This window comes from Micromonospora sp. NPDC050686 (assembly GCF_040654475.1).
Lineage (GTDB): Bacteria > Actinomycetota > Actinomycetes > Mycobacteriales > Micromonosporaceae > Micromonospora.
On sequence record NZ_JBFAID010000010.1, the window covers coordinates 37202 to 55560 of the forward strand.

Consider the following 18359-nt stretch of genomic DNA (forward strand, 5'->3'; position numbering starts at 1 on the left):
ATTCGGTATAGGAAGGGGCGCCGCTTGACACCTCGCCGAGGCGAGTGAGCGGGTCAGCGGGTGGGCCAGGTGCGCCACTGCTGCCAGGAGCGGCTCGGTGTGGGGCCGCGTTGGCCCTGGTAGCGCGAGCCGTACACCTCCGAGCCGTACGGGTGCTCGGCCGGTGACGAGAGCCGGAAGATGCACAGCTGGCCGATCTTCATGCCGGGCCAGAGAGTGATCGGCAGGTTGGCCACGTTGGAGAGTTCCAGCGTGACGTGGCCGGAGAAGCCGGGGTCGATGAACCCGGCGGTGGAGTGGGTGAGCAGGCCGAGCCGGCCCAGGCTCGACTTGCCCTCCAGCCGGCCGGCGAGCTGGTCGCCGAGGGTGACCACCTCCAGCGTGGAGGCGAGCACGAACTCGCCCGGGTGCAGCACGTACGGCTCGCCGTCCGGCACCTCCACCGCGGAGGTCAGGTCGTCCTGCCGCATCGACGGGTCGATGTGGGTGTACAGGTGGTTGTTGAAGACCCGGAAGAGCCGGTCCAGGCGTACGTCGATGCTGGACGGTTGCACCAGTGTGGGCTCGAACGGATCCAGCGCGAGCGTGCCCGCCTTGATCTCGCTGACCAGGTCGCGGTCGGAGAGCAGCATCGCACCACCATAGCGATCGGTGCCGGCGACCTGCGTGTCGGACTGCGCGTTAGCACATCTGTTCGATAGAATGTCGGCATGGCTTCCTGGTCCGAATTCGCCACTGACGAGCCCCGCCTCGCCGACGGGATCCGCCGTCTCTTTCAGCAGTACGGGTCGGGCTTCGGCTACCTGGCCACCGTCCGCGCCGACGGCGGGCCCCGCGTCCACCCGGTCGCCCCGGTCATCACCGACGAGGGGCTGTTCTGCTTCGTCATCAACTCGCCGAAGCGGCGTGACCTCGAACGCGACGGCCGCTACGCACTGCACTCGTTCCCGCCCGAGGAGACCGACGACGAGGCGTACGTGGCGGGTCGGGCCCGCTCGGTGACCGATCCGGGCCGGGTGGCCCGGGTGGCGCTGGCCGGCCGGGCCGCCGCCCAGGTGGACTGGCGGCTCTTCGAGTTCACCGTCGACGTCGCGATGCTCACCCGGCGGGACCAGGCTGCGTCGGCGGCCGGCCGTCCCGCGGTCCAGGTGTGGCTCGACCCGTACGCCACGGTCGGTCAACCGGCCTACCGCCCGGTCGTGACGGAGGGTCGCCGCGGTGGGCGGCACGGGTTCGACACCCGCCGGTCGGCGGCCTGACCCGGCGTACGTGAAAAGGTGCCGGCTCCGTCGACGGAGCCGGCACCTTTCCTGGCGCTCGGGGGGTTACGCCGCGCGGTAGGCGTTCCACGCGGTCAGCATGCGGTCCGCCTGACCGGGGGTGAACTGGTACATGCACGAGTCGTAGGTGTAGTCCATGAAGTTGGTGATCGGGTCCAGGCCGGGGGCGGAGCAGGTGTCCCGCCCGGTCGGGCACTGGTACGCCGGCGACGACTCCGCCGGGGTGTCACTGACGCTGTCGCCGGAGCCGGAGCAGCCGCCCTGGAAGGTGTGGTAGAGGTTCAGCCAGTGGCCGATCTCGTGGGTGCCGGTGTCGCCCTGGTTGTAGTTGGTCGCGGTGCCGCCCGGCAGCGACTCGTTCAGCACGACCACGCCGTCCATGCTGTCGAGGGTGCGCTTCGGGAAGGTGGCCCAGCCGAGCAGGTTGTTGCTCAACTGGCCCAGGTACATGTTGAGGGTGTTCTTGCCGCCGGTGCGGAGGCTGGTCTTCATCTGCCGCTCGGCCGAGGAGCCCTGCGTGATCTGGTACCACGACGAGTTGGTGACGCGGTTGACCTTCTGGAGCTGGAAGCTGAACGCGGTGGTCGCGCCGCCGGTGGCGCCGCTGTACGCCTGGTTCAGCACGCTGATCTGCGAGGTGATCATCGAGTCGGGAATGTTGCCGCCGGCCCGGGTGCTGTCTCGCTGGATCACGTGCACCACGACCGGGACGGTCACGGTGGCGAGTGGGGCGACGGCGTTCGCGCCGGTGCGGGTGTTGGCCCGCTCGCGCAGCGCGGCGGCGAGGTCGGCCTCGCGGTCACGGAGCTGCGCGGCGGTCAGCTCGTTGGGGTCGAGCTTGGCCGAACCGCCCTTCTTGACCCGGGCGTCGGCGTGGCCCGAGTGCTCGCCCGCGGGCTCCGCGCACGCGTTGTCGGGAGCGGCCGAGAAGGCCGAAGCAGCGGGGACGACGCCCACCGCGGCGGTGCTGAGCAGCAGCGCCAGGGTCGTCGTCGCGACACCGGCGGCACGCCGGGTCAACAGGTTGGGACGCAGTCCCATGGGCCCACCTCTTTCTGGCGGCGCGACCGGGGGTGTGTCACGCCGTGGCCGAAACGTGGGGGAGACGTTACAACCGATCGAACGATTTGAGAATGGCTATATGTTGCCGGGAGGGAAACTTTTCGGCGGCGCGGACCGGCCGTCGGGTTCAAGATCGGGGTCGACGTGTCGGGGGTGCCTGGGTGCACGGGGGTGACGACCTCAGGTACAGTGGTGCCGCCTGCGGGTGTAGTTCAATGGCAGAACATCAGCTTCCCAAGCTGACAGTGCGGGTTCGATTCCCGTCACCCGCTCCAGCGCGAGGCCCCAGCTCAGGACAGGTTTCCTGGCTGGGGCCTCATTCGTTGCTACCGCTTCTTGCGCTGGCCGTGCCCGTTACGTGCCCGATCCCTGCTCTGCTTGATCTGCGAGCTGAGCGCGTCAGCGATGTGCTCGTCGCGCTCCCGGGCGGTGTGCTGGTAGATCATCGCGGCGCGGGTCGAGGCGTGGCCCATTCGGGCCATCAGGTCGGCCAGGCTCGCGCCGGTCCGCGACGCCAGGGGGTTGCCGGTGTGCCGCAGGTCGTGGAAGTGGAAGCCGGGCAGGCCGGCCGCAGCCGCAGACTCGCGCCACTTGCAGGCGGTCTGGAAGTTGGAGCGGCGCAGGATGGCACCCTTCGCGCCGGTGAAGACGAGCGCCTCCTGGCCCTCGTCGACGAAGTCGTCCAGGTGGGCGCGGATGTCGCGGCGGATCGCGTCGGGAATGGTGACGGTTCGGATATCGGCATCGGTCTTGGGTGGCCCGAAGGTGAGGCTTCCGTCTGAGCGCTCGACCAAGGTCGCGCGGACGGTGAGGGTCCGACAGCGGGGGTCGAAGTCGCGGCGGCGAAGGGCGGCCAGCTCGCCGTAGCGGAGGCTCGCGAAGGCGGCGAGCAGGATCAGGGCACGGAAGCGGCCGGGCACAACGTCGGCGAGATGGAAGACCTGGGCCACTGTGGCAGTAGGTCGCTCAGCCGCGCGCTCAAGGCCAGCACCCTTGATCCGGCAAGGATTGCGCCGGATGAGTTCATCATCAACGGCGGTGTTGAGGGCAGCGCGCAGCAGACGGTACGCCTTGGCGACCATCGTCAGGCTGACGCCTTCCGCCAGGAGGTCGGCTCGCCATGCACGGACGATGCCGGGAGTGATGTCGCTTAACGCGCGATCACGCAACGTGGGTTCGATGTACTTACGGTGCAGCCAGCGGTAGAGATCGAGGGTCCTCGGGCGCAGCCCGGGACGGTGATCGATCCACTCGGCCAGGTACGAGCCGAGAGCGATTCGGCCGAGGTCAGGGTCACGCCAGGACCCTTTGAGGATGTCGGCCTCAACGGCGGCAAGCCAGCGCTCAGCGTCGGTCTTGCGGATGAAGGTGTGCGGTGCCGGCCGGTCAGTGCCGTCCGGGCCAGGGTAGCGGGCCTGATACCTGCCGGAAGGCAGCTTGCGGATACGGCCGAAGCGGCGCTTGTCAGCCATAGACGTGTTCTCCCTTCCGGTAGCGCAGGACAGGCCGGATGGCGTCAATGCGGCCTTGACAGATGTAGTCGGTGAGGTCGTCGGGGTGGAACCGGACGTACTTGCCGACTTTGTAGAAGCGGATGCGGCGTTCAGCGACGATGCGGCGCACGAAGCGGACTCCGGTGCCGAGGCGCTGGGCGGCTTGTTCGACGGTGAGCATGTCGACATCGCGGGGTTCGTTCAGAGCGGTGCTCCTCTCGTGAAGACGGTCAGGTCGGGTGTCAGGCGGCAGCGGTCATCTCCTCTCGTGCGATCTCGTGCCTCTCGCGGGCCATGGCGGCGGAGGTGTTGGCCAGGAGGGCGTCTCCGGTGGTGCGCCAGCCGGAGCCGGCGTAGGACAGCAGGCCGACGACAAGGGTGGTGTCGTCGTCGGGTTGGTCGGCCCATTCGTGGCCGGCTTCGGTGCGTCGCCAGATGACGCGGGCGTCGCGGAGGATGCGGAAGGTGACGGAGTAGCGGCGGCTTTTGGTGAGGAAGTGGCCGCCGAAGCCGAGCATGTGCGCCCAGCGTCGAAGCTGTTGCCAGTCGCGGTGGCCGCCGAGGGTCCAGCAGGCGTCGATGAGCCGTTCCGGGTGGGTGCCGTGCTCGTTCGCATAGAGGTCGATGACTTCGCCGTTGAGGCGGCGGGAGACGTGCCCGGTGGTTTCGGTGCTCTTGGTGGCGTACTTGGCCAGGTAGCCGGCGACCTTCCCGTCGGTGATGTCGCCGTCGGCGTTGACCGGCCGCACGTCGAGGCCCTTGCCGGGGTCGCCCCAGGTGATGTGCCAGCCGGCGGGCTGGACGGGGTGGGTGCGGGTGGTGAAGCCAACGGTGGCGGCGTGGGTGACGGCGGCGACCAGGTCGTCGACGCCGAGGGCGGCCGGCGGCGGGATCACGGCGTTCGGGTCGTCCGGGTCGACGCCGTCGAGGCGGATGACGGCGTGGTAGTGCACGACGCCCCGGCGCTGCATCTCGGCGACCTTGCCGAAGGACACCTTGACAGGCGGCACCCGGCGGACCCTGCCCGACTCGGTGACCTGGTGCACCCAGGGCAGGCCGAGGGCACGTGCGCGGGCGTGGACGTGGCGGGTGATCGCGATGGTCGTGCGGCGCCACAACTCCGGCGCGGAGTGGTTCCACACCACCTGCCCGTCATAGTCGTAGCAGTCCAGACAAAGCGGCGTGCCGAGCACAGGATCGTCGTCGGCGTGCCGGTGGTGGCAGCGCATGTCGACGCCGTGCGGGCACGGCTGCGGGTCGCGGCGGGGCCGGCAGGGGATCGGCCGGCCGTGCTGGTCGGTGCGTTGGGTGTGCACCGGGCCGAACGACGAGGCGGTGAACGTGCCGAACACCGCCGGATGCTGCGCCACCGTGGCGGGGATGCCCTTGCCGCCGGCGAGGCCAGCGCGGACGAGTTGGTAGGCGTCACGCTGGTAGGTGCGGGCGCAGGACGGGCAGACGGCATGGCGGCGGTTGCCGCACGGCTTATAGATCTCCCCGTCCGGCAGGTCCGCCGTCGAAACCGAGCCCAGGAGCCGGCCGGTGGCCCGGTCGAGGGTGGCGACCTCGCCCGAGAGGCGGATGGGGTGGGAGCAGCCCGCGGCTGCCTTCACGTGGTCGAGCCAGTCGAACACCTGGGGGTCGCAGGCCCGGTGGAAGGCGGACTCGTCACGGCCGACGAACGCGCCGGGCGAGCCCGCGTCGGGGGTAGGCCGGTGCCCCGGACCAGCAGTGATGTGCTGGCCCGGGACAACGGTGGTGACGTCAGCGGCCACGGGTGCGGACCGCCTTCATCGGTAGGTGGGAGATGGGGCCTGTGCCGAACGAGTTCGGGCTGTCGAAGATCCGGCCCAGCAGGGAGGCCACGTGCGCGGGCAGGTCGGCCCGGTGGTGCTCCCAAAGGTAGATGTCGCGGATGAGTTGGTAGGTCTTCGGCAGCTCGATCCCGTCGCGGTCGGCGAGGATCTTCATGCGGCCGATGAGCTGGACGGGTTCCCAGCCCCGGGCAAGCCGGGGTTGACGCCAGCGGTACGAGGGGGCAGCGGTGGTGGTGGTCCATGGGGCCACCTCGATCAGCGCCGCCAGATCGACACCCAGGACGCGGGCGAGGTCCCGCAGGACCGACAGTCGATCCACGGGGATGCGGTCGTGTTCGACCTTGGCCAGCCAGGTTTCCGACCGGCCAACCAGGTTGGCGCAGACGACTTGCGACAAGCCGCGACGGCGGCGCAGCCGCGCGACGGTTGCCCCGAAGGTGGTGGGGCGGTTGCCGGTTACCGGGCGGACGAGGGTAGTGGTCATCAGGCCACCGCCCCGGCCGGGTAGTTGGTGTCGACCGTCGCCCAGTTGGGCAGGCCGAACAGATGGCCCAGCAGCTTCTCGTAAAACGGGGACACGGTGACGATGCCGCTCTCCCAGCGGCACAGGTTGCGTTTGAAGGTGGGCCATTCCGGCAGTCGCACGCCCTCAGCGGCGGCGACCTCGTTCAGCCGGCGGAACACCTCCAACTGCGACCAGCCACGAGACTGGCGCAGCTTCTTCCACGGCCAGACCACAGGTGCAGGAGCGGTAGGGGTGGTGGCGTTCGTGCACAGCACGGACAGGACATCCAGCAGCGCGGTGCGATCGAGCACCGCAGGCAGGTTCAGCGCCTTCCCAGGGGCCAGCGCGTCCCGAAGCGTCGCCAGAGCGGACAGCAGGCGAGCATCAGACAGCGCCGAAGAATTGCCCGAGGCGCGATGAGCAGGGTGAACGGTAGGCTGGACAGGCATCGTTGTTCCTTTCGCAGAGGGCCGATGCACCGGGCCTCGACGGGCCGCAATCCCGTCGGGGCCTTTCTCTCTTTGCGCTCCCCGTATCCCCTGTAAAGGGGGGTTGCGCATCGATGTCTGGTGACCTTACGCAAGCCCCCTTGCGGCGGTCAAGCCCCGTTCTGGGGTAAGGTGCGTCAGACTTAGCGCACCAGCCGGGAGGGGCCGTGGAGATCGCTCCGCAGGGCTTGGCCGAGATCCAGGACCCGGGAGAACGGGCACGCAGAGCCAGTGACCTGATCGACGAGCATCAGGCGGCGGTCAACGAGCTGTCCCGGCTGCGCCGGGAGGCGCTGGACGAGATGGTGTCGCAGGGCATGACCCACGCGCAGATCGCTCAGGTCGTCGGCATGACCCGCGCCCGAGTCGGTCAACTCCTGTCGTCGGGTCCTCGGCCCGAAAGGGCGATGCTCGGCACCGGCCCGCTCACCGTGGCGGTGGGTGGCAAGTTCGAGGCGGACAAGAAGGACCCGTACGCGGTCGTCTCCGCCGAGATGCTGGCCGCCTACGAGAAGGTGTCCAACCTCGCCCGTGGGCTCGGCTTGAAGACCGCGTACGAGGTGGTGCCACCACCCGGCATGGTCGACCTGAACCGCACCAACCTGATCGTCGTCGGCAGCCCTCGCATCCTGCCGTTCGTCGGGCAGGTGCTCGCCTCTGACCCGAAGCTGGGTTTCGGCAAGGACGACGGCGGCCTGCATCTGGTAAACCACCAGACCGGCGAGGAGTTCCATTCGCCGTCGGATACCGGTGAGCCGGTCGACTACGGGTACCTCGGCCGGCTTCCCCGGCCCGACGGTCGAGGCAGCTTCCTGTACCTCGCCGGCATCCACGCGATGGGCACCATCGGCGTCGCCCAGTACCTCGAAGACCACTTGGACGAGCTGTACCGCGAGGTGAAGAACCGTCGGTTCTCCCTGCTGGTGTCCTGCACCTACGACCCGGCAACGCGCGCGATCAAGAAGGTGGACGCCCTGACGCCGATCTATCGCAGCGAGGGCGTGGCCTGATGCGCGTCTCGACCGCCTCCGAGGCCGGCAACCCCAATTCGTCCAACGAGGATTGGGCTATGGCCAGCGAGAGCCTGATCGTGGTTCTCGACGGTGCCACCGCCCGCACCGGTACCGGATGTGTCCACGGCATCGCCTGGTACGCCGCCAAGCTCGGCTCGTCCCTCGCCGGACTGGCCGCCGACCGCGACTCCGAGCTGGCCAACGCGCTCATGTACGGCATTCGGTTCACCGCCGACCAGCACCGCGACACCTGCGACCTCAGCCATCCCGGCACACCGTCGGCGGCAACGGCCATGCTGCGGCTCAAAGACAGGGCGCTGGAGTACCTGGTGCTTGGCGACGTCACGGTACTCATCGACACCGCCGACGGCATCCAGGTCATCACCGACGACCGGGTGGACAAGACCGCCCGCGCCGAACGCGAGGAGGCCGACCGTCATCCGTTCGGGTCGGCTGAGAAGCAGGCGGCGCTCCTGCGGATGAAGCACGCCGAGTTGGCCGCCCGTAACCAGCCCGGCGGCTACTGGGTGGCAGCCGCGGACCCGTTCGCCGCCCAGCACGCCATCACCGGTGAAGTCCCGCTCGACAGCGTCCGACGAGTCGCCGTGCTCACCGACGGAGCCGCCCGCCTGGTAGCCCTGTTCGGCCTGCTCGACTGGCCCGACGTGCTCAACGTCCTAGAGCAGAACGGCCCTACCGAGCTGATCCGCCGGGTACGCGCCATCGAGGCCGCCGACCCGTCCTGCATGAAGTGGGCACGCAACAAGCGCAGCGACGACGCGACTGCGGTCTATGCGGCCTAATTGATCTCTGGCATGCTACCCCGGTGAGTAGAACCGGCCTGAGTCGTCCCAGCACCTACGGGGTCTGGTTTGGCGCTGCGCTCGTCGTCATCGGCGCCGTTGGCTACACCTGGCCTCGATTGAGTTCAGGATCGGTTCGGGCAGGTTTCGACGTCCTTACCGGTCACTGGCATGTCTCCCTGGTCGTTGTTGGCATCCTAGGGATGATCTTCTCCTTAGGAAAGCAAATAGCTTCAGGTCTTAAGAGGCTCTTGCGGCCTGCCCTCTCATTGCTGCGGCTTTTGGTTCGCTCTATTCAGGCCAGGTCCGTATCTCTGATGCTCGGGGTGCTGATTGTTGTCGTGATCGGTCTGGCTGTTGACAAGACACATCGGTTCGAGTTCTATAAGTCACTTGTTTGGCCCGCGATTGTTCTTACTATCGTGCTTATCTTCCGCTCATCCCTAACGAATTTGATTGATCAGATCGATCAAGGCGAAGGTTGGGGACTCCGGTTTTCACGCAGGATCGGTGAGGCGCGCCGGAGGTCGGAGGAGTTCTCATCCTTCGATCGCCCTGAGAGCCAGCCAAGTGCGAACGATGCGGAGACTGATGGACGCGCCGAGCCCTCATCCGAGGAGCAAACTAGCCCGCAGGGGAATAATGTAGGCCCGGGCGATGACGAGGCGACCTATGACCCTCTTTTCGGAGCGGATGCAGATGACTTACATCCTGCACTAGTCGTTATTTCGCGCTGGGAAGCAATTCGCCGGGAAGCGCAATCAATTGCAGAGGAGTTTCCGGAGGTATTTGGCCCTAAGAATACGCGTTCTTACGCGAATCCTTCTTTCGTCGCCAGGAGATTAGCTAAGGCAAACCTAGTGTCTAGGGATCTGCCTGAGGTTCTCGATGCGCTGCGTGCATTTCGCAATAGTGTGGCCCACGCCAATCGTCTCGACATAGAGCACGAACTGGCGTTGGATTATGACGCCAGCGCACGGAACATCGTGGCTGCCCTTCAACAGGCTAAGAAGCGTCTCATTGCTCAGACGCCAGGCTGAATCATGCCGGACTTGTCCTTTCGATTACCTCGGCGCATGGACTGAGTCCATGACCAGGGGCCAAGCCTGACCACGTCCTTGCCGCCGCCGTCCATGGCGCGGCCGACCAATGTCGGGTCTCAGGACGTGCGTGACATATCAGTCTCGGGACGTGGGTGACACGTCCGGCTAGACGATCTTTTACGGCTCAGGCTACAGGTCCTGGCGAATGCCCTGTGGGGGCTAGATTCCGACTGTTATGGAGCCGCTTGGTCAGGTGGTGCGCCGGTCGGCGTGGGGTGGATGCCGAACTTTTCGATCATGAACCGCCAGAACAGGGCGACTCCTTCCTGCGCGGGTCTTTGTATCCGGTCGTTTCGGCCGGTGTGAGTGATGTGCTCGATGGTGATCCAGCCGTTGGTCGAGCGGACCCTGACGACGTCGACGGGTGGTGATGTGACGGGTTTCGGCGTGACGATGAGGTCGAACATTGAGGTCGTGCCGGCCAGCAGGGCTTCGGCTTCGAATGCGATGACGCTGTCGACGATGTCCAGCAATGGTTCGTAGGTGGCACTGTCGTCGAGGACGCCGTGTAGGCGTGCCGCGATCGTGGGCCATGGCTGTTCGCGGAACTCAGCAGACGACCCAGGGTGCGCATTCGTTCAGCGTGTCAGACGGCGGGGGGTTGTGGCTTCGCGGTTGGAGCCGTCGGTCGCGGAGGTTCGGGTTTGCGGACCTTGTACCGGGCGATCGGTTTGACGGTGGTGCGGGCGACCTCGGTGACGAGCTGGTCGCGGTCGTGGACGCGGAAGGTGGTGTCGGCGGCTTCGACGGTGAGGGTGCGGCCGGCGTGGGCGATACCGACGTGGATGCGTTGGCCCGCGATGACCAGGGCTCCTCGGCAGCTGACGCGGCGTTCGACCCGCACGGGTTCCGGGTTCGGTGTTGGTGGTGGTCCAGCGGGGCGGGCGTCGCGGATGCTGGCGGCCTGGGCTGGTGTCAGGGGGTTGGGCAGGCTGCGCAGCAGGACGCCGTCGGCGGTGATCTGCAGGAGGCCGCGGTCGAGTCGGACGGTGACGCGGCGGCCGGCGAAGTGGTAGCCGACGGGGTGTTGTCGGCCGGCGAGGCTGATCAGGCCGGTGGCGTTGACGAGCCGTTCGACCTCGATGGGGGCGCCGGCTAAGACGGTGCCTGTGGTGATCGGTGGTGGCCCGGCGGATTGGCCGTCGTCGGCGAGGAGTTGCCGCAGGTGGGTGGGGGTGAGCCGGGACGGGACGGTCTTGAGTCGGACGCCGCCGATGAGCACGTGAACGACGGTGGTGTCGGCCCACAGGGTGACCCGAAGTCCGGCGCGGGTGGGGCTGAGCCAGAACTGCTGCCCGCAGACGGTGAGGTTGCCTGAGGCGGGAACGAGGCGGGTGACCTCCGCGGCCAGGCCGACCTCGTCGCCGCTGGTGCCTGGCGCTGCCGTGACGGCGGGCTGCCCGTCGGATGGTGCAGGTGCCGGTGGTGCTGGCAGCGGCTGGCGGGGGGCGGGGATGGTGGCGGCCAGCGTTGACGGCAGCCGCAGCGGGATCTGCTCCTCGGCGGGCTGGGCGGTGAACCGGTCGGCCGGGAACGCCATCCCGAGGGACTGGTGGGGTCGTTCGCTGTTGTATTCCTGCCGGAACACGTCGATCGCTGCTTGAGCCTCCTCCGGGTCGGCCCAGACCTCGACGTCGTCGAGGAGTTCGCGTTGCAGGGTCTGGTGGAACCGTTCGACCTTGCCCGTGGTGGTCGGTGAGCGGGGCTTGGTCAGCCGGTGGGTGATGCCGTTCTCCCGGCAGATCCGGTCGAACATCACCTCGCCGCCACCGCGGCCGAACCGGGCGGTGAACTGCTTGCCGTTGTCCGTGAGCACCTCCTCGGGCACCCCGAACCGTTGCAGGGCCTCGGCGAAGGCGAGACACACGGCCCGGCCGGTGGCCCGACGGACCACGGCAGCGATAACGCAGAACCGGGAGTGGTCGTCGACGCCGGTGACGACCTTCGCCTCACCACCGTCAGCGAGCTGGATGCCACCGACGATGTCCATTTGCCACAGCTCCATCGGCCGGCCCCGCTCCCACCTCCGGTAGTCCTCCCGGCGCCGACGGCGGGGTGTCGGATCGACCAGGCCGTGTCGGACCAGCACCCGATGAACCGTGATCCGCGACGGGATCGGGCCGGGACAGTCACGTCGGCCGAGCTCATAGACGAGGCGACGGGCGCCCCAACGGGGATGATTCCGGCGCAGCTCACAGATCAGCGCCTCCACCTCAGGCGACGTCTGCCCCGGTGAGGAGCGCGGCCGGCTGGATCGGTCGGCCAGCCCTTCCAGGCCCTCGTCTTGATACCAGACCAGCCAGCGATGCACCGCTTGGCGGGAGACCCCGAATCGTTCGGCGACGTCCGTGACCGTGGATCCGGCAAGCACGTCCTGGACGGCTCGATACCGCTGTTCCATCACGCTCATCTCCACCAACACTCAGCGGAGTGTCACGCAGGTCCTGATACCGATGTGTCACGGAGGTCCCGAGACCCGACAGCGCGGCCGACCAAGGGCGTGAGAACTTTCTGTACGTCTTCAAGGCGGCCCGCAACGGGCCGCACGCGCCGCCGCCCGGGCGCGCGCTGGCCGCTGCCGCTGTCGCTCTGCGGCCGTCACGCCTGACGCCCGGCGGCTGGCGCGGACAGCGGGAAGCCCAGCGGGCTGCCACAGAACGACAGACCGTTGACCGGGGAACTGGTGGCCGGCAGCCGGCCGGGGCGCGGCGGCCGCCGCCGCGCCGTAGGGCGGGTCACCGCCGGCCGTGGTGGGGATGCGGCGCGGAGGATGCGGGGCCGCCCCTCCGACCTCAAGGGTGCTTCGCATCGCTGCGCGACGGCCCTGCGGGCCGCCCTTGACCTCGGAGCCTCTGCGACCCCTCGGGCCGGCGTTGCCGGCAGGCCAGGGGCCTGCCCGGGGTACACGCGCCGCATCCCCACCACGGCCTCCCAGGTGGCCTACCGTCCCGCCACCAGCACAAGGCTATTCAGCTCTTCGGCTTTGGAGTTGGAGGCTCCTTCTCCAAGAAAACCTCGTAAAGCCACTTGGTTCGCTCATAGCCTTTAGCAAGCCGCCAAGCAAGAGATCTCTCGCTCTTAGCTTGAGGTAGTTTGAAGACAAAGATCCCAGAAGGGGCGCTCGGCACAAAAACCCCCAAACGCTTGCGCCAATCATTGGCGGATTCGCCGCCGCGAACGATCCACAAATCCAGCGATTCGTGCCACCAATCCTCCGCCTCAGTGCGAATCATATGCTGGATAAGGTTGCGTTGCGTTGCGTCGATTTGTTCCGCAACGACGAGAAAGAAGTTATCGCTTTTGGTCACTCTTCTTCCTCCTGGTCTCCGGCTTCGAGTTCTCGGACCGGCTCACTTGCAACCAAGCCCTGCACTTCGTCTGTGGGTAGCGCGGACGCCGAGGCCCGAATCAGCTCGATCCTCTCGCCCGTGGTGCTACTACCCAAAACGGCCTGCCGGATGTATGCGTACTCAGTACCGCTGATCTGACCGAGCATCAACTTGGAGGGGTCAACCATTGTTAGAACAAACACCGCAACAAGTAGTAGTATCAACAAGGCTCCGCCGAACACAACGATCCATGGAATAAGATATGTAGCAGTGTCGGTGGCGGCGAGGACTCCTGTCGCACCAACTACGGCCGTCAGCGCAAGCCCGAGTACGGTGGCATAGAAGCCCAAAACGGTTCGCGGATTGACCGTTTTTCGGCCGCCGACCGCCTCGGTAATCTGCTGAAACAAGCTGACTCCTCTACCGCGCCGACGTTGGCATGGTGCGAAGCGCCTGTCCGCAGTTGGTTGATGATTGCTGCGGCCAGCTCGGGCGCTCCTAGCCGGAAACGGTACCTGTGACACCCTCACGACAGCAACGAGGCAAAAGGGCGCAAATGCCACGACGGCTGGCCGTGCCCGTAGCGCGACGGCTGGCGGTTCCTTCGGGACGAAGGGGTCAAGCTCCGCCGGCGACACGGTAGCCGACGGAGCTTGACATCAATAGGAGCGTCCGGATGGCGGCGGCTAGCGGAGCGGAATGACGTTCTTCGGGGTGGAGACCCTTTGGGGCGTTGGTGCTAGCGATCTCAGAATGACAGGGCCGAGGCCGAGCCGATCCGAAACCTGATTCATTCGAAGTGGCTCTCCGAACCTGACGGTAAGCAATCTTGCGAAGAGTGCCGGTTCTTCCGGAACCACCCTTACAGGTTCATTCTTCCGCCACCCTCGCGCCGAAAGTTGCTTAAAGAGGGACGTCTTCCTCTGCTCATCAATCAGGCCGAGGTGTGCGCCTCTCATAATCAATGCTTGGATCGAAATTCCCCACTTGGACTTCTGTAGGGCCAGGTCGCGAAGAGTGATCCCGCTGGACAGTACGTCCTGAGCGCGACTTTTCGGCATCAAGAGCGCGCCCGCGAACCGGTTAGCCTCGCCCTCAGCGTCAGCGACATTTCGTCGCCTCGTATGCAGTACGAGATGCCCGACCTCGTGGGCGAGGGTGTAGCGAAGTCGATCACCGGAGCCGCTTGAGAAGTAGCCCACGAGGGCGGGATCCGACTTGCCTGGCCAAAAGGAAACGCCGAAGTGCCCAATTGCTTCCTCCTCGGCGTTGTGCTCGCCTGGCAGGGTCAGGGGAACTACCACCACACCGGCCCGCTCACATGCACGGGTGAGGTGCCTGATCGGGCCATCGCCCCCAAGCTGTAAAGCTTCTCTTGTCTCGGCCGCTAGCTTCTCGATGTCGTCGTGGCCGATCTCGCCTTGTGCAATCGGCAAATCGGGTAGCGGTAGCCCAGTCTCAATGGCGAGGTCGAAGACGATCCGATAGGCCTCATCGAAAAGAGCCTTGACTCGCTTTGTGTCCCCCTGTTTGGCGGACGAAAGCTTTCGGAAGCGAAGGGTGCCGAGGGGTACGTCGGGCGGGGCTACCTCGAAGAATGAGCGAGGCATGCCGGTGGCAGAGGCAATGCTTTCAAGGACTTCGTCCGTTGCCTCCTTGGTGCCATTCTCTATTTGGGAGACAAGTGATTGGCTGATGTTTGCAGCCTTCGACAAGTCAACCTGAGACACGCCAAGCAGATGACGTACCGATCGGATACGCTCACCAGCTAGCGGCGTCGCCATTTCCTTCCTCCTCGATGTCGATTTCAAAGGGCAGCTCGAAGGCCGAATCGTCCGGGGTGAACTCAAGAGACATCAGGTCCTCGTCGGCCCGAGGGAGGAGGAAGTCGATGTCGCCCTTGTGATTCTGTGTGAATTTCCAGATGTCAGTCGGACGAACGACCCGAACCGAGGCTTCCCCGGTCTCTAGGTCGACATGCCACAGCGCCAGCAGGTTGCTTGCCTGCACTCCGTACAAGTCCATGTCCGGGTTGCGATAGTACGCAACCCTGGCACCGTTTGTACCCGGCGGGGGGACGGCGTGCTCGGGCGCGATGTGGAGGAGCTTGGCTCGCAGGAGGGCGCGTCGGAGCAGAACCTGGCCGTTCCGCCGCTCAGTCGCGATCTCCCAGCCGCCGAGGTCCATGCCAGACAGGATGCGCCGGATGTGGCCACGGGTCAGGTCCGTTCGCTCGCGCTGGTAGACGCTGCCCGTCATCCCCCACTCGGTGAAATGAGCGTCAGCGACCTCCGCCGCAGTCTCCACCGCCTGGTGTAGCGGGGCGCACAGCGAGCCGAAGGCGTCCTTGATGTATGCAAGATCATCAGGTGTGGCCATGGCGGTGATATTATCACCCCGGTTTTCACACCGGAAGTAGCGACTGCTGGCGGTTCGGTGAGCGTCGCGTTCGTGAGCCCGTCTCTGCAGAGGTGCAGCCGGTGCGTAACCGTCCGTAGCATCTACTGAGGACCTCCGAAGTAACCCAGGGAGCTGACATGCCGCACCAGGACTGTGAGATCTGCCAGAGCAACACCGCCACGCACGGCGGTCGGAAGGGGCGAGGCGGCGAGCTCTTGCTCTGCGAGGGTTGCGCGGAAGGCATGCGCGCGAGCGAAGGTTGGACGATCTGGAAGCTCTAATGCGCGAGTCGGCTTCGGGCGCCTGCGGACGTGCCCGATGCGTGCCCGATGCAGCGGTCAACAGCGGCCCGTAAGGGCGACCCGGGTGCGGGCAGCATGAGCCGCAAGGGTTCATCCGCGGTCCTATCCGTTCGTGGTGGCGTGGACCAACCCGATTCCCAAGCTGACAGTGCGGGTTCGATTCCCGTCACCCGCTCCAACGCGAAGGCCCTGATCAGGACGACAGTCCCGGTCAGGGCCTTCGATGTTCCAAGGTCAACGATCATGCGGCGTGCCGTTAGCGTGCCATTAGCCCTGCCCGCCGCTGGCTTCGTCCCGGTCGGCCGACCGCTTCTTGCCCTTCTTGCCGCCGGACTTCTTGCCGTGCTTGTCCTTGCCGCCGCCAGCCGCGGCCAGCTCGACCGGCTGCAACCGTCGCCAGCGTTCCGAACATCCGGTTCGGCATCCTGCCGCTCGGCGTCCCGCTCGCCACCACCCCGCAGAACTCCTTCCAGATGTACGACGACGTCGCCATCGTGGAAACCTTCGTCGGCGAGACCACCTACCGCGACGAGGAAGCAGCCACCTACACCAGAGCCATCGAACGACTCTGGGAGGAGGCTGTCACCGGCGAAGACGCCCGCCGGCTGATCGTCCGCGCCGCCGAGGAGCTCCAGAGCTAGGCACGTCTGGCGGCACGGACCGCGTTGTGATCCGACCACAGATCCGCGACACGCGTCCGCCAATTGAGGTGCGACAGATCTAGCGACCTAGCCCGTGTTCATAAGACGCGGAGCCATTGGTTGATGATGGCGATGGTGACGGTGGCTTCGAAGCGGACGGCGAGTCGTAACGGGTGAGCCGGCACGCTGGTGCGAACGCTGCCGGGTGCTTGGGGCAATAACAGGTATGACAGTGATCTGGAACGAGCCGCCCCGCGACGGTCCACCGGAGCGGCCGGCGTGCACCGACGCGGAATTGATCGCAGGCTCAGGTGACCTGCCCGAGGCGTTCGCAGTCCTGTTCGACCGGCACGCGGCCGCGTTGCACCGGTACCTCGCCCGGCGAGCCGGTGGCCTCATCGCCGAAGACCTCGTCGCGCAGGCCTTTCTCGTCGCGTTCGAGCAGCGCGCCCGGTACGACGTGCGCCGCCCCGACGCGCGCGCCTGGCTCTACGGCATCGCGACGAACCTGCTGCGGCGGCACCACCGGGACGAGGAGCGGCTGCTCCGCGCCCTCGCCCGCACTGGCGTCGACACCACGTCGGCGCATCCCTGCCCGGCCGACCAGATCGCGGACCGGCTCGACGCGAACGCGATGTCCCAGCGGCTGGCCGCCGCGATCGCCGGACTTCCGGCGGTGGAACGCGACGTCCTGCTGCTGCACGCCTGGGCCGAGCTTGACCTCGAAGAGGTCGGCCGGGCCCTGGGCATCCCGTCAGGCACGGTGCGCTCGCGGCTGCACCGGGCTCGCAAACGGCTGCGGCCCCTGGCCAGCCTCATGAGCGGAGCCGCGAACGACCACGCATTCACAAAGGAGGAACTTCGGTATGGATGACATCACGCTGGTGCGCCAACTCCGCGCAGAGGTCACCGAGCCCGACTCGGCGACGCTGCACCGCATCCGAAACAACGTTGTCGCGGGCCTCCGCGACGGAAGTTCCAGCCGGCCGGCCCGGGCCCGGCTGGGCGTCCGGCTGCTGGCCGCCTTCCGCCATCGTCGTCCCGCCGTCCGATTCGGGCTGGTGGCGGCGGCGGTCGCGGCGGTCGTCGCGAGCACGATCGTGGTGGACGCCGTGACGACGCCCGGCGGCCGCCCGGTCGTGGGCCACGCGGCTGCCGCAGCCGAACTCCGGCGGGCAGCCGCCGCGGCGATCCGGGCCAGCGACCAACCCCTGCAGCCCGGCCAGTTCTACTACCTCCGCACGGTCGCGGTGGCTGGCAACAGTATCGGCGGCGGTCCCTGCGGGGGGCTGTTCTACCTGCGCAAGGACGTCTACGAGACCTGGGTTCCGAAGGCTTGGGAGGAGCAGTGGATGCAAAGGCGGGTCGACGAGACGGAGCGGCAGTTCTTCCGGCCGTCCGACGAGGCCAGGGCGAACCAGTGCCAGCTCCATCCCCTGTCCGCCAGCACTGAGGTACGTAAGGCCCCGGCCGGTCTCTTCTACCCCGAAGGTCTCCAACGGCCGGCGAAAGAGCCGCAGGACGGCACGGGCGCGGTCGTCTACGACCTGAGCCCGGAGGAGGTCACCCGGCGCCTCGCCGCCGGCAACTGGCAGTCGCCGACCCCACAGTTCATGGCCGGCCTGCCGCGCGACCCGAAGCAGCTGCTCGAGCGCATCTACCGCGACTCGAAGGGCCAGTGGGACAGCCACGACGACGAGGCATTCCTCTTCGTCCGGGACGTCCTGCGCTCGGGCGTCGTACCGGCCGACCTGCGGGCGGCCCTGTTCAGTGCCGCCGCGCTGATCCCCGGGGTGCGCCTGGTTAGCGACTCGGTCAACCTGGAAGGGCGCCACGGCGTGGCGGTCGCCATGTCCGACGAGGGCAAGACACGTGTCGAGATGATCTTCGACCCGGAGACCGGTGACGTGATCGGCGAGCGTGAAGTGCTGCTGACTCCGAACTACATCGAGGGGGTTTCGGCGGGCACCGCAGTCGCGTACACCGCGGTGAGCCGGCAGGTCGTTGGCGCGATGGGGGCGACGGCCAAGAACTAGTTCCACCGGATGCTCGACGTGTCAAGCATCAGCCGTGACGGGACACGTCGATTGAATGCCGATTGAATGCCCGATTGAATGCCCGCA

Annotated in this window: 21 protein-coding genes and 1 tRNA gene; 8 read left to right on the top strand and 14 right to left on the bottom strand. The window is 66.9% G+C overall.

From position 1 onward, the window contains the following. Positions 1-53 precede the first annotated feature (53 nt). Positions 54-632, bottom strand: a complete 579-nt coding sequence (gene dcd / locus AB0H57_RS10365) for a dCTP deaminase (protein WP_357504766.1) — start codon at positions 630-632, stop codon at positions 54-56. Positions 633-710: 78 nt separating this feature from the next. On the opposite strand from dcd, the gene AB0H57_RS10370 reads away from it, so the two are divergent. Then, entirely contained in the window at positions 711-1259 is a 549-nt protein-coding gene (locus AB0H57_RS10370; protein ID WP_357504768.1) for a pyridoxamine 5'-phosphate oxidase family protein, read from the top strand. 66 nt (positions 1260-1325) lie between these two features. Here the strand turns inward: AB0H57_RS10370 and AB0H57_RS10375 are convergent, their stop codons facing one another. Next, positions 1326-2321, bottom strand: coding sequence for a zinc metalloprotease (locus tag AB0H57_RS10375; protein ID WP_357504770.1), 996 nt, complete (start codon positions 2319-2321; stop codon positions 1326-1328). A gap of 222 nt (positions 2322-2543) precedes the next feature. On the opposite strand from AB0H57_RS10375, the gene AB0H57_RS10380 reads away from it, so the two are divergent. Beyond that, positions 2544-2617, top strand: a tRNA-Gly gene (locus AB0H57_RS10380). 51 nt (positions 2618-2668) lie between these two features. Here the strand turns inward: AB0H57_RS10380 and AB0H57_RS10385 are convergent. From AB0H57_RS10385 to AB0H57_RS10405, 5 genes are all read right to left on the bottom strand, one after another. Then, complete coding sequence (locus AB0H57_RS10385; RefSeq protein ID WP_357504772.1) at positions 2669-3814, bottom strand: tyrosine-type recombinase/integrase; 1146 nt, start codon at positions 3812-3814, stop codon at positions 2669-2671. Continuing rightward, positions 3807-4016 (bottom strand): helix-turn-helix domain-containing protein, encoded by a 210-nt coding sequence (locus tag AB0H57_RS10390; RefSeq protein WP_357504774.1) that lies wholly within the window; start codon positions 4014-4016, stop codon positions 3807-3809. Before AB0H57_RS10390 ends, AB0H57_RS10385 begins: the two co-directional genes overlap by 8 nt. A gap of 61 nt (positions 4017-4077) precedes the next feature. Next, a complete protein-coding gene (locus AB0H57_RS10395) occupies positions 4078-5610 on the bottom strand; it encodes a replication initiator (RefSeq protein ID WP_357504775.1) in 1533 nt (510 codons plus the stop codon). Next, complete coding sequence (locus AB0H57_RS10400; protein ID WP_357504777.1) at positions 5600-6136, bottom strand: helix-turn-helix transcriptional regulator; 537 nt, start codon at positions 6134-6136, stop codon at positions 5600-5602. Before AB0H57_RS10400 ends, AB0H57_RS10395 begins: the two co-directional genes overlap by 11 nt. Continuing rightward, entirely contained in the window at positions 6136-6606 is a 471-nt protein-coding gene (locus tag AB0H57_RS10405) for an XRE family transcriptional regulator (protein ID WP_357504779.1), read from the bottom strand. Before AB0H57_RS10405 ends, AB0H57_RS10400 begins: the two co-directional genes overlap by 1 nt. A gap of 206 nt (positions 6607-6812) precedes the next feature. Between AB0H57_RS10405 and AB0H57_RS10410 the strand changes: the two genes are divergently transcribed. Genes AB0H57_RS10410 through AB0H57_RS10420 form a run of 3 tightly spaced genes read left to right on the top strand, consistent with a single transcriptional unit; the run spans position 6813 to position 9501 of the window. Further along, positions 6813-7655, top strand: a complete 843-nt coding sequence (locus tag AB0H57_RS10410; protein WP_357504781.1) for a sigma-70 family RNA polymerase sigma factor — start codon at positions 6813-6815, stop codon at positions 7653-7655. A 59-nt stretch (positions 7656-7714) separates the two neighbouring features. Continuing rightward, positions 7715-8461, top strand: coding sequence for a hypothetical protein (locus AB0H57_RS10415; protein WP_357504783.1), 747 nt, complete (start codon positions 7715-7717; stop codon positions 8459-8461). Between the two features lie 23 nt (positions 8462-8484). Beyond that, a complete protein-coding gene (locus tag AB0H57_RS10420; RefSeq protein WP_357504785.1) occupies positions 8485-9501 on the top strand; it encodes a hypothetical protein in 1017 nt (338 codons plus the stop codon). Positions 9502-9737: 236 nt separating this feature from the next. On the opposite strand, the gene AB0H57_RS10425 is transcribed toward AB0H57_RS10420, so the two are convergent. The 7 genes from AB0H57_RS10425 to AB0H57_RS10455 form a co-directional block, all read right to left on the bottom strand. Then, the gene (locus tag AB0H57_RS10425) at positions 9738-10037 is read right to left on the bottom strand and encodes a hypothetical protein (RefSeq protein WP_357504787.1); all 300 of its coding nucleotides are present in this window, start codon (positions 10035-10037) and stop codon (positions 9738-9740) included. 113 nt (positions 10038-10150) lie between these two features. Next, positions 10151-11974: an IS481 family transposase gene (locus tag AB0H57_RS10430; RefSeq protein ID WP_357504789.1), complete on the bottom strand. Its 1824-nt coding sequence runs from the start codon at positions 11972-11974 to the stop codon at positions 10151-10153. Positions 11975-12533: 559 nt separating this feature from the next. After that, positions 12534-12872: a hypothetical protein gene (locus AB0H57_RS10435; protein WP_357504791.1), complete on the bottom strand. Its 339-nt coding sequence runs from the start codon at positions 12870-12872 to the stop codon at positions 12534-12536. Continuing rightward, positions 12869-13303, bottom strand: a complete 435-nt coding sequence (locus AB0H57_RS10440) for a hypothetical protein (RefSeq protein ID WP_357504793.1) — start codon at positions 13301-13303, stop codon at positions 12869-12871. The genes AB0H57_RS10435 and AB0H57_RS10440 overlap by 4 nt, the downstream gene beginning before the upstream one ends. Before the next feature lie 276 nt (positions 13304-13579). Then, the gene (locus AB0H57_RS10445; RefSeq protein WP_357504795.1) at positions 13580-14677 is read right to left on the bottom strand and encodes an XRE family transcriptional regulator; all 1098 of its coding nucleotides are present in this window, start codon (positions 14675-14677) and stop codon (positions 13580-13582) included. Further along, positions 14655-15272 (bottom strand): hypothetical protein, encoded by a 618-nt coding sequence (locus tag AB0H57_RS10450; protein WP_357504797.1) that lies wholly within the window; start codon positions 15270-15272, stop codon positions 14655-14657. Before AB0H57_RS10450 ends, AB0H57_RS10445 begins: the two co-directional genes overlap by 23 nt. A 590-nt stretch (positions 15273-15862) precedes the next feature. After that, positions 15863-15985 (bottom strand): hypothetical protein, encoded by a 123-nt coding sequence (locus AB0H57_RS10455; protein ID WP_357504798.1) that lies wholly within the window; start codon positions 15983-15985, stop codon positions 15863-15865. Positions 15986-16020: 35 nt separating this feature from the next. Here AB0H57_RS10455 and AB0H57_RS10460 point away from each other — a divergent pair, with 35 nt between their 5' ends. The 3 genes from AB0H57_RS10460 to AB0H57_RS10470 all read left to right on the top strand — a co-directional run bounded on the left by AB0H57_RS10460 (position 16021) and on the right by AB0H57_RS10470 (position 18272). Continuing rightward, the gene (locus AB0H57_RS10460; protein ID WP_357504932.1) at positions 16021-16236 is read left to right on the top strand and encodes a Scr1 family TA system antitoxin-like transcriptional regulator; all 216 of its coding nucleotides are present in this window, start codon (positions 16021-16023) and stop codon (positions 16234-16236) included. 295 nt (positions 16237-16531) lie between these two features. Continuing rightward, positions 16532-17110, top strand: coding sequence for a sigma-70 family RNA polymerase sigma factor (locus AB0H57_RS10465; protein ID WP_357504800.1), 579 nt, complete (start codon positions 16532-16534; stop codon positions 17108-17110). After that, positions 17103-18272, top strand: coding sequence for a CU044_5270 family protein (locus AB0H57_RS10470; protein ID WP_357504802.1), 1170 nt, complete (start codon positions 17103-17105; stop codon positions 18270-18272). Before AB0H57_RS10465 ends, AB0H57_RS10470 begins: the two co-directional genes overlap by 8 nt. Positions 18273-18359: the final 87 nt, after the last annotated feature.

Bases quoted from the DNA above. Each gene is read 5' to 3' on its own strand.
- AB0H57_RS10415 (WP_357504783.1), top strand. From the start codon at position 7,715: ATGGCCAGCGAGAGCCTGATCGTGGTTCTCGACGGTGCCACCGCCCGC.
- AB0H57_RS10370 (WP_357504768.1), top strand. From the start codon at position 711: ATGGCTTCCTGGTCCGAATTCGCCACTGACGAGCCCCGCCTCGCCGAC.
- AB0H57_RS10470 (WP_357504802.1), top strand. From the start codon at position 17,103: ATGGATGACATCACGCTGGTGCGCCAACTCCGCGCAGAGGTCACCGAG.
- AB0H57_RS10400 (WP_357504777.1), bottom strand. From the start codon at position 6,136: ATGACCACTACCCTCGTCCGCCCGGTAACCGGCAACCGCCCCACCACC.
- AB0H57_RS10450 (WP_357504797.1), bottom strand. From the start codon at position 15,272: ATGGCCACACCTGATGATCTTGCATACATCAAGGACGCCTTCGGCTCG.
- AB0H57_RS10405 (WP_357504779.1), bottom strand. From the start codon at position 6,606: ATGCCTGTCCAGCCTACCGTTCACCCTGCTCATCGCGCCTCGGGCAAT.
- AB0H57_RS10375 (WP_357504770.1), bottom strand. From the start codon at position 2,321: ATGGGACTGCGTCCCAACCTGTTGACCCGGCGTGCCGCCGGTGTCGCG.
- AB0H57_RS10430 (WP_357504789.1), bottom strand. From the start codon at position 11,974: ATGAGCGTGATGGAACAGCGGTATCGAGCCGTCCAGGACGTGCTTGCC.
- dcd (WP_357504766.1), bottom strand. From the start codon at position 632: ATGCTGCTCTCCGACCGCGACCTGGTCAGCGAGATCAAGGCGGGCACG.
- AB0H57_RS10445 (WP_357504795.1), bottom strand. From the start codon at position 14,677: ATGGCGACGCCGCTAGCTGGTGAGCGTATCCGATCGGTACGTCATCTG.
- AB0H57_RS10390 (WP_357504774.1), bottom strand. From the start codon at position 4,016: ATGCTCACCGTCGAACAAGCCGCCCAGCGCCTCGGCACCGGAGTCCGC.
- AB0H57_RS10385 (WP_357504772.1), bottom strand. From the start codon at position 3,814: ATGGCTGACAAGCGCCGCTTCGGCCGTATCCGCAAGCTGCCTTCCGGC.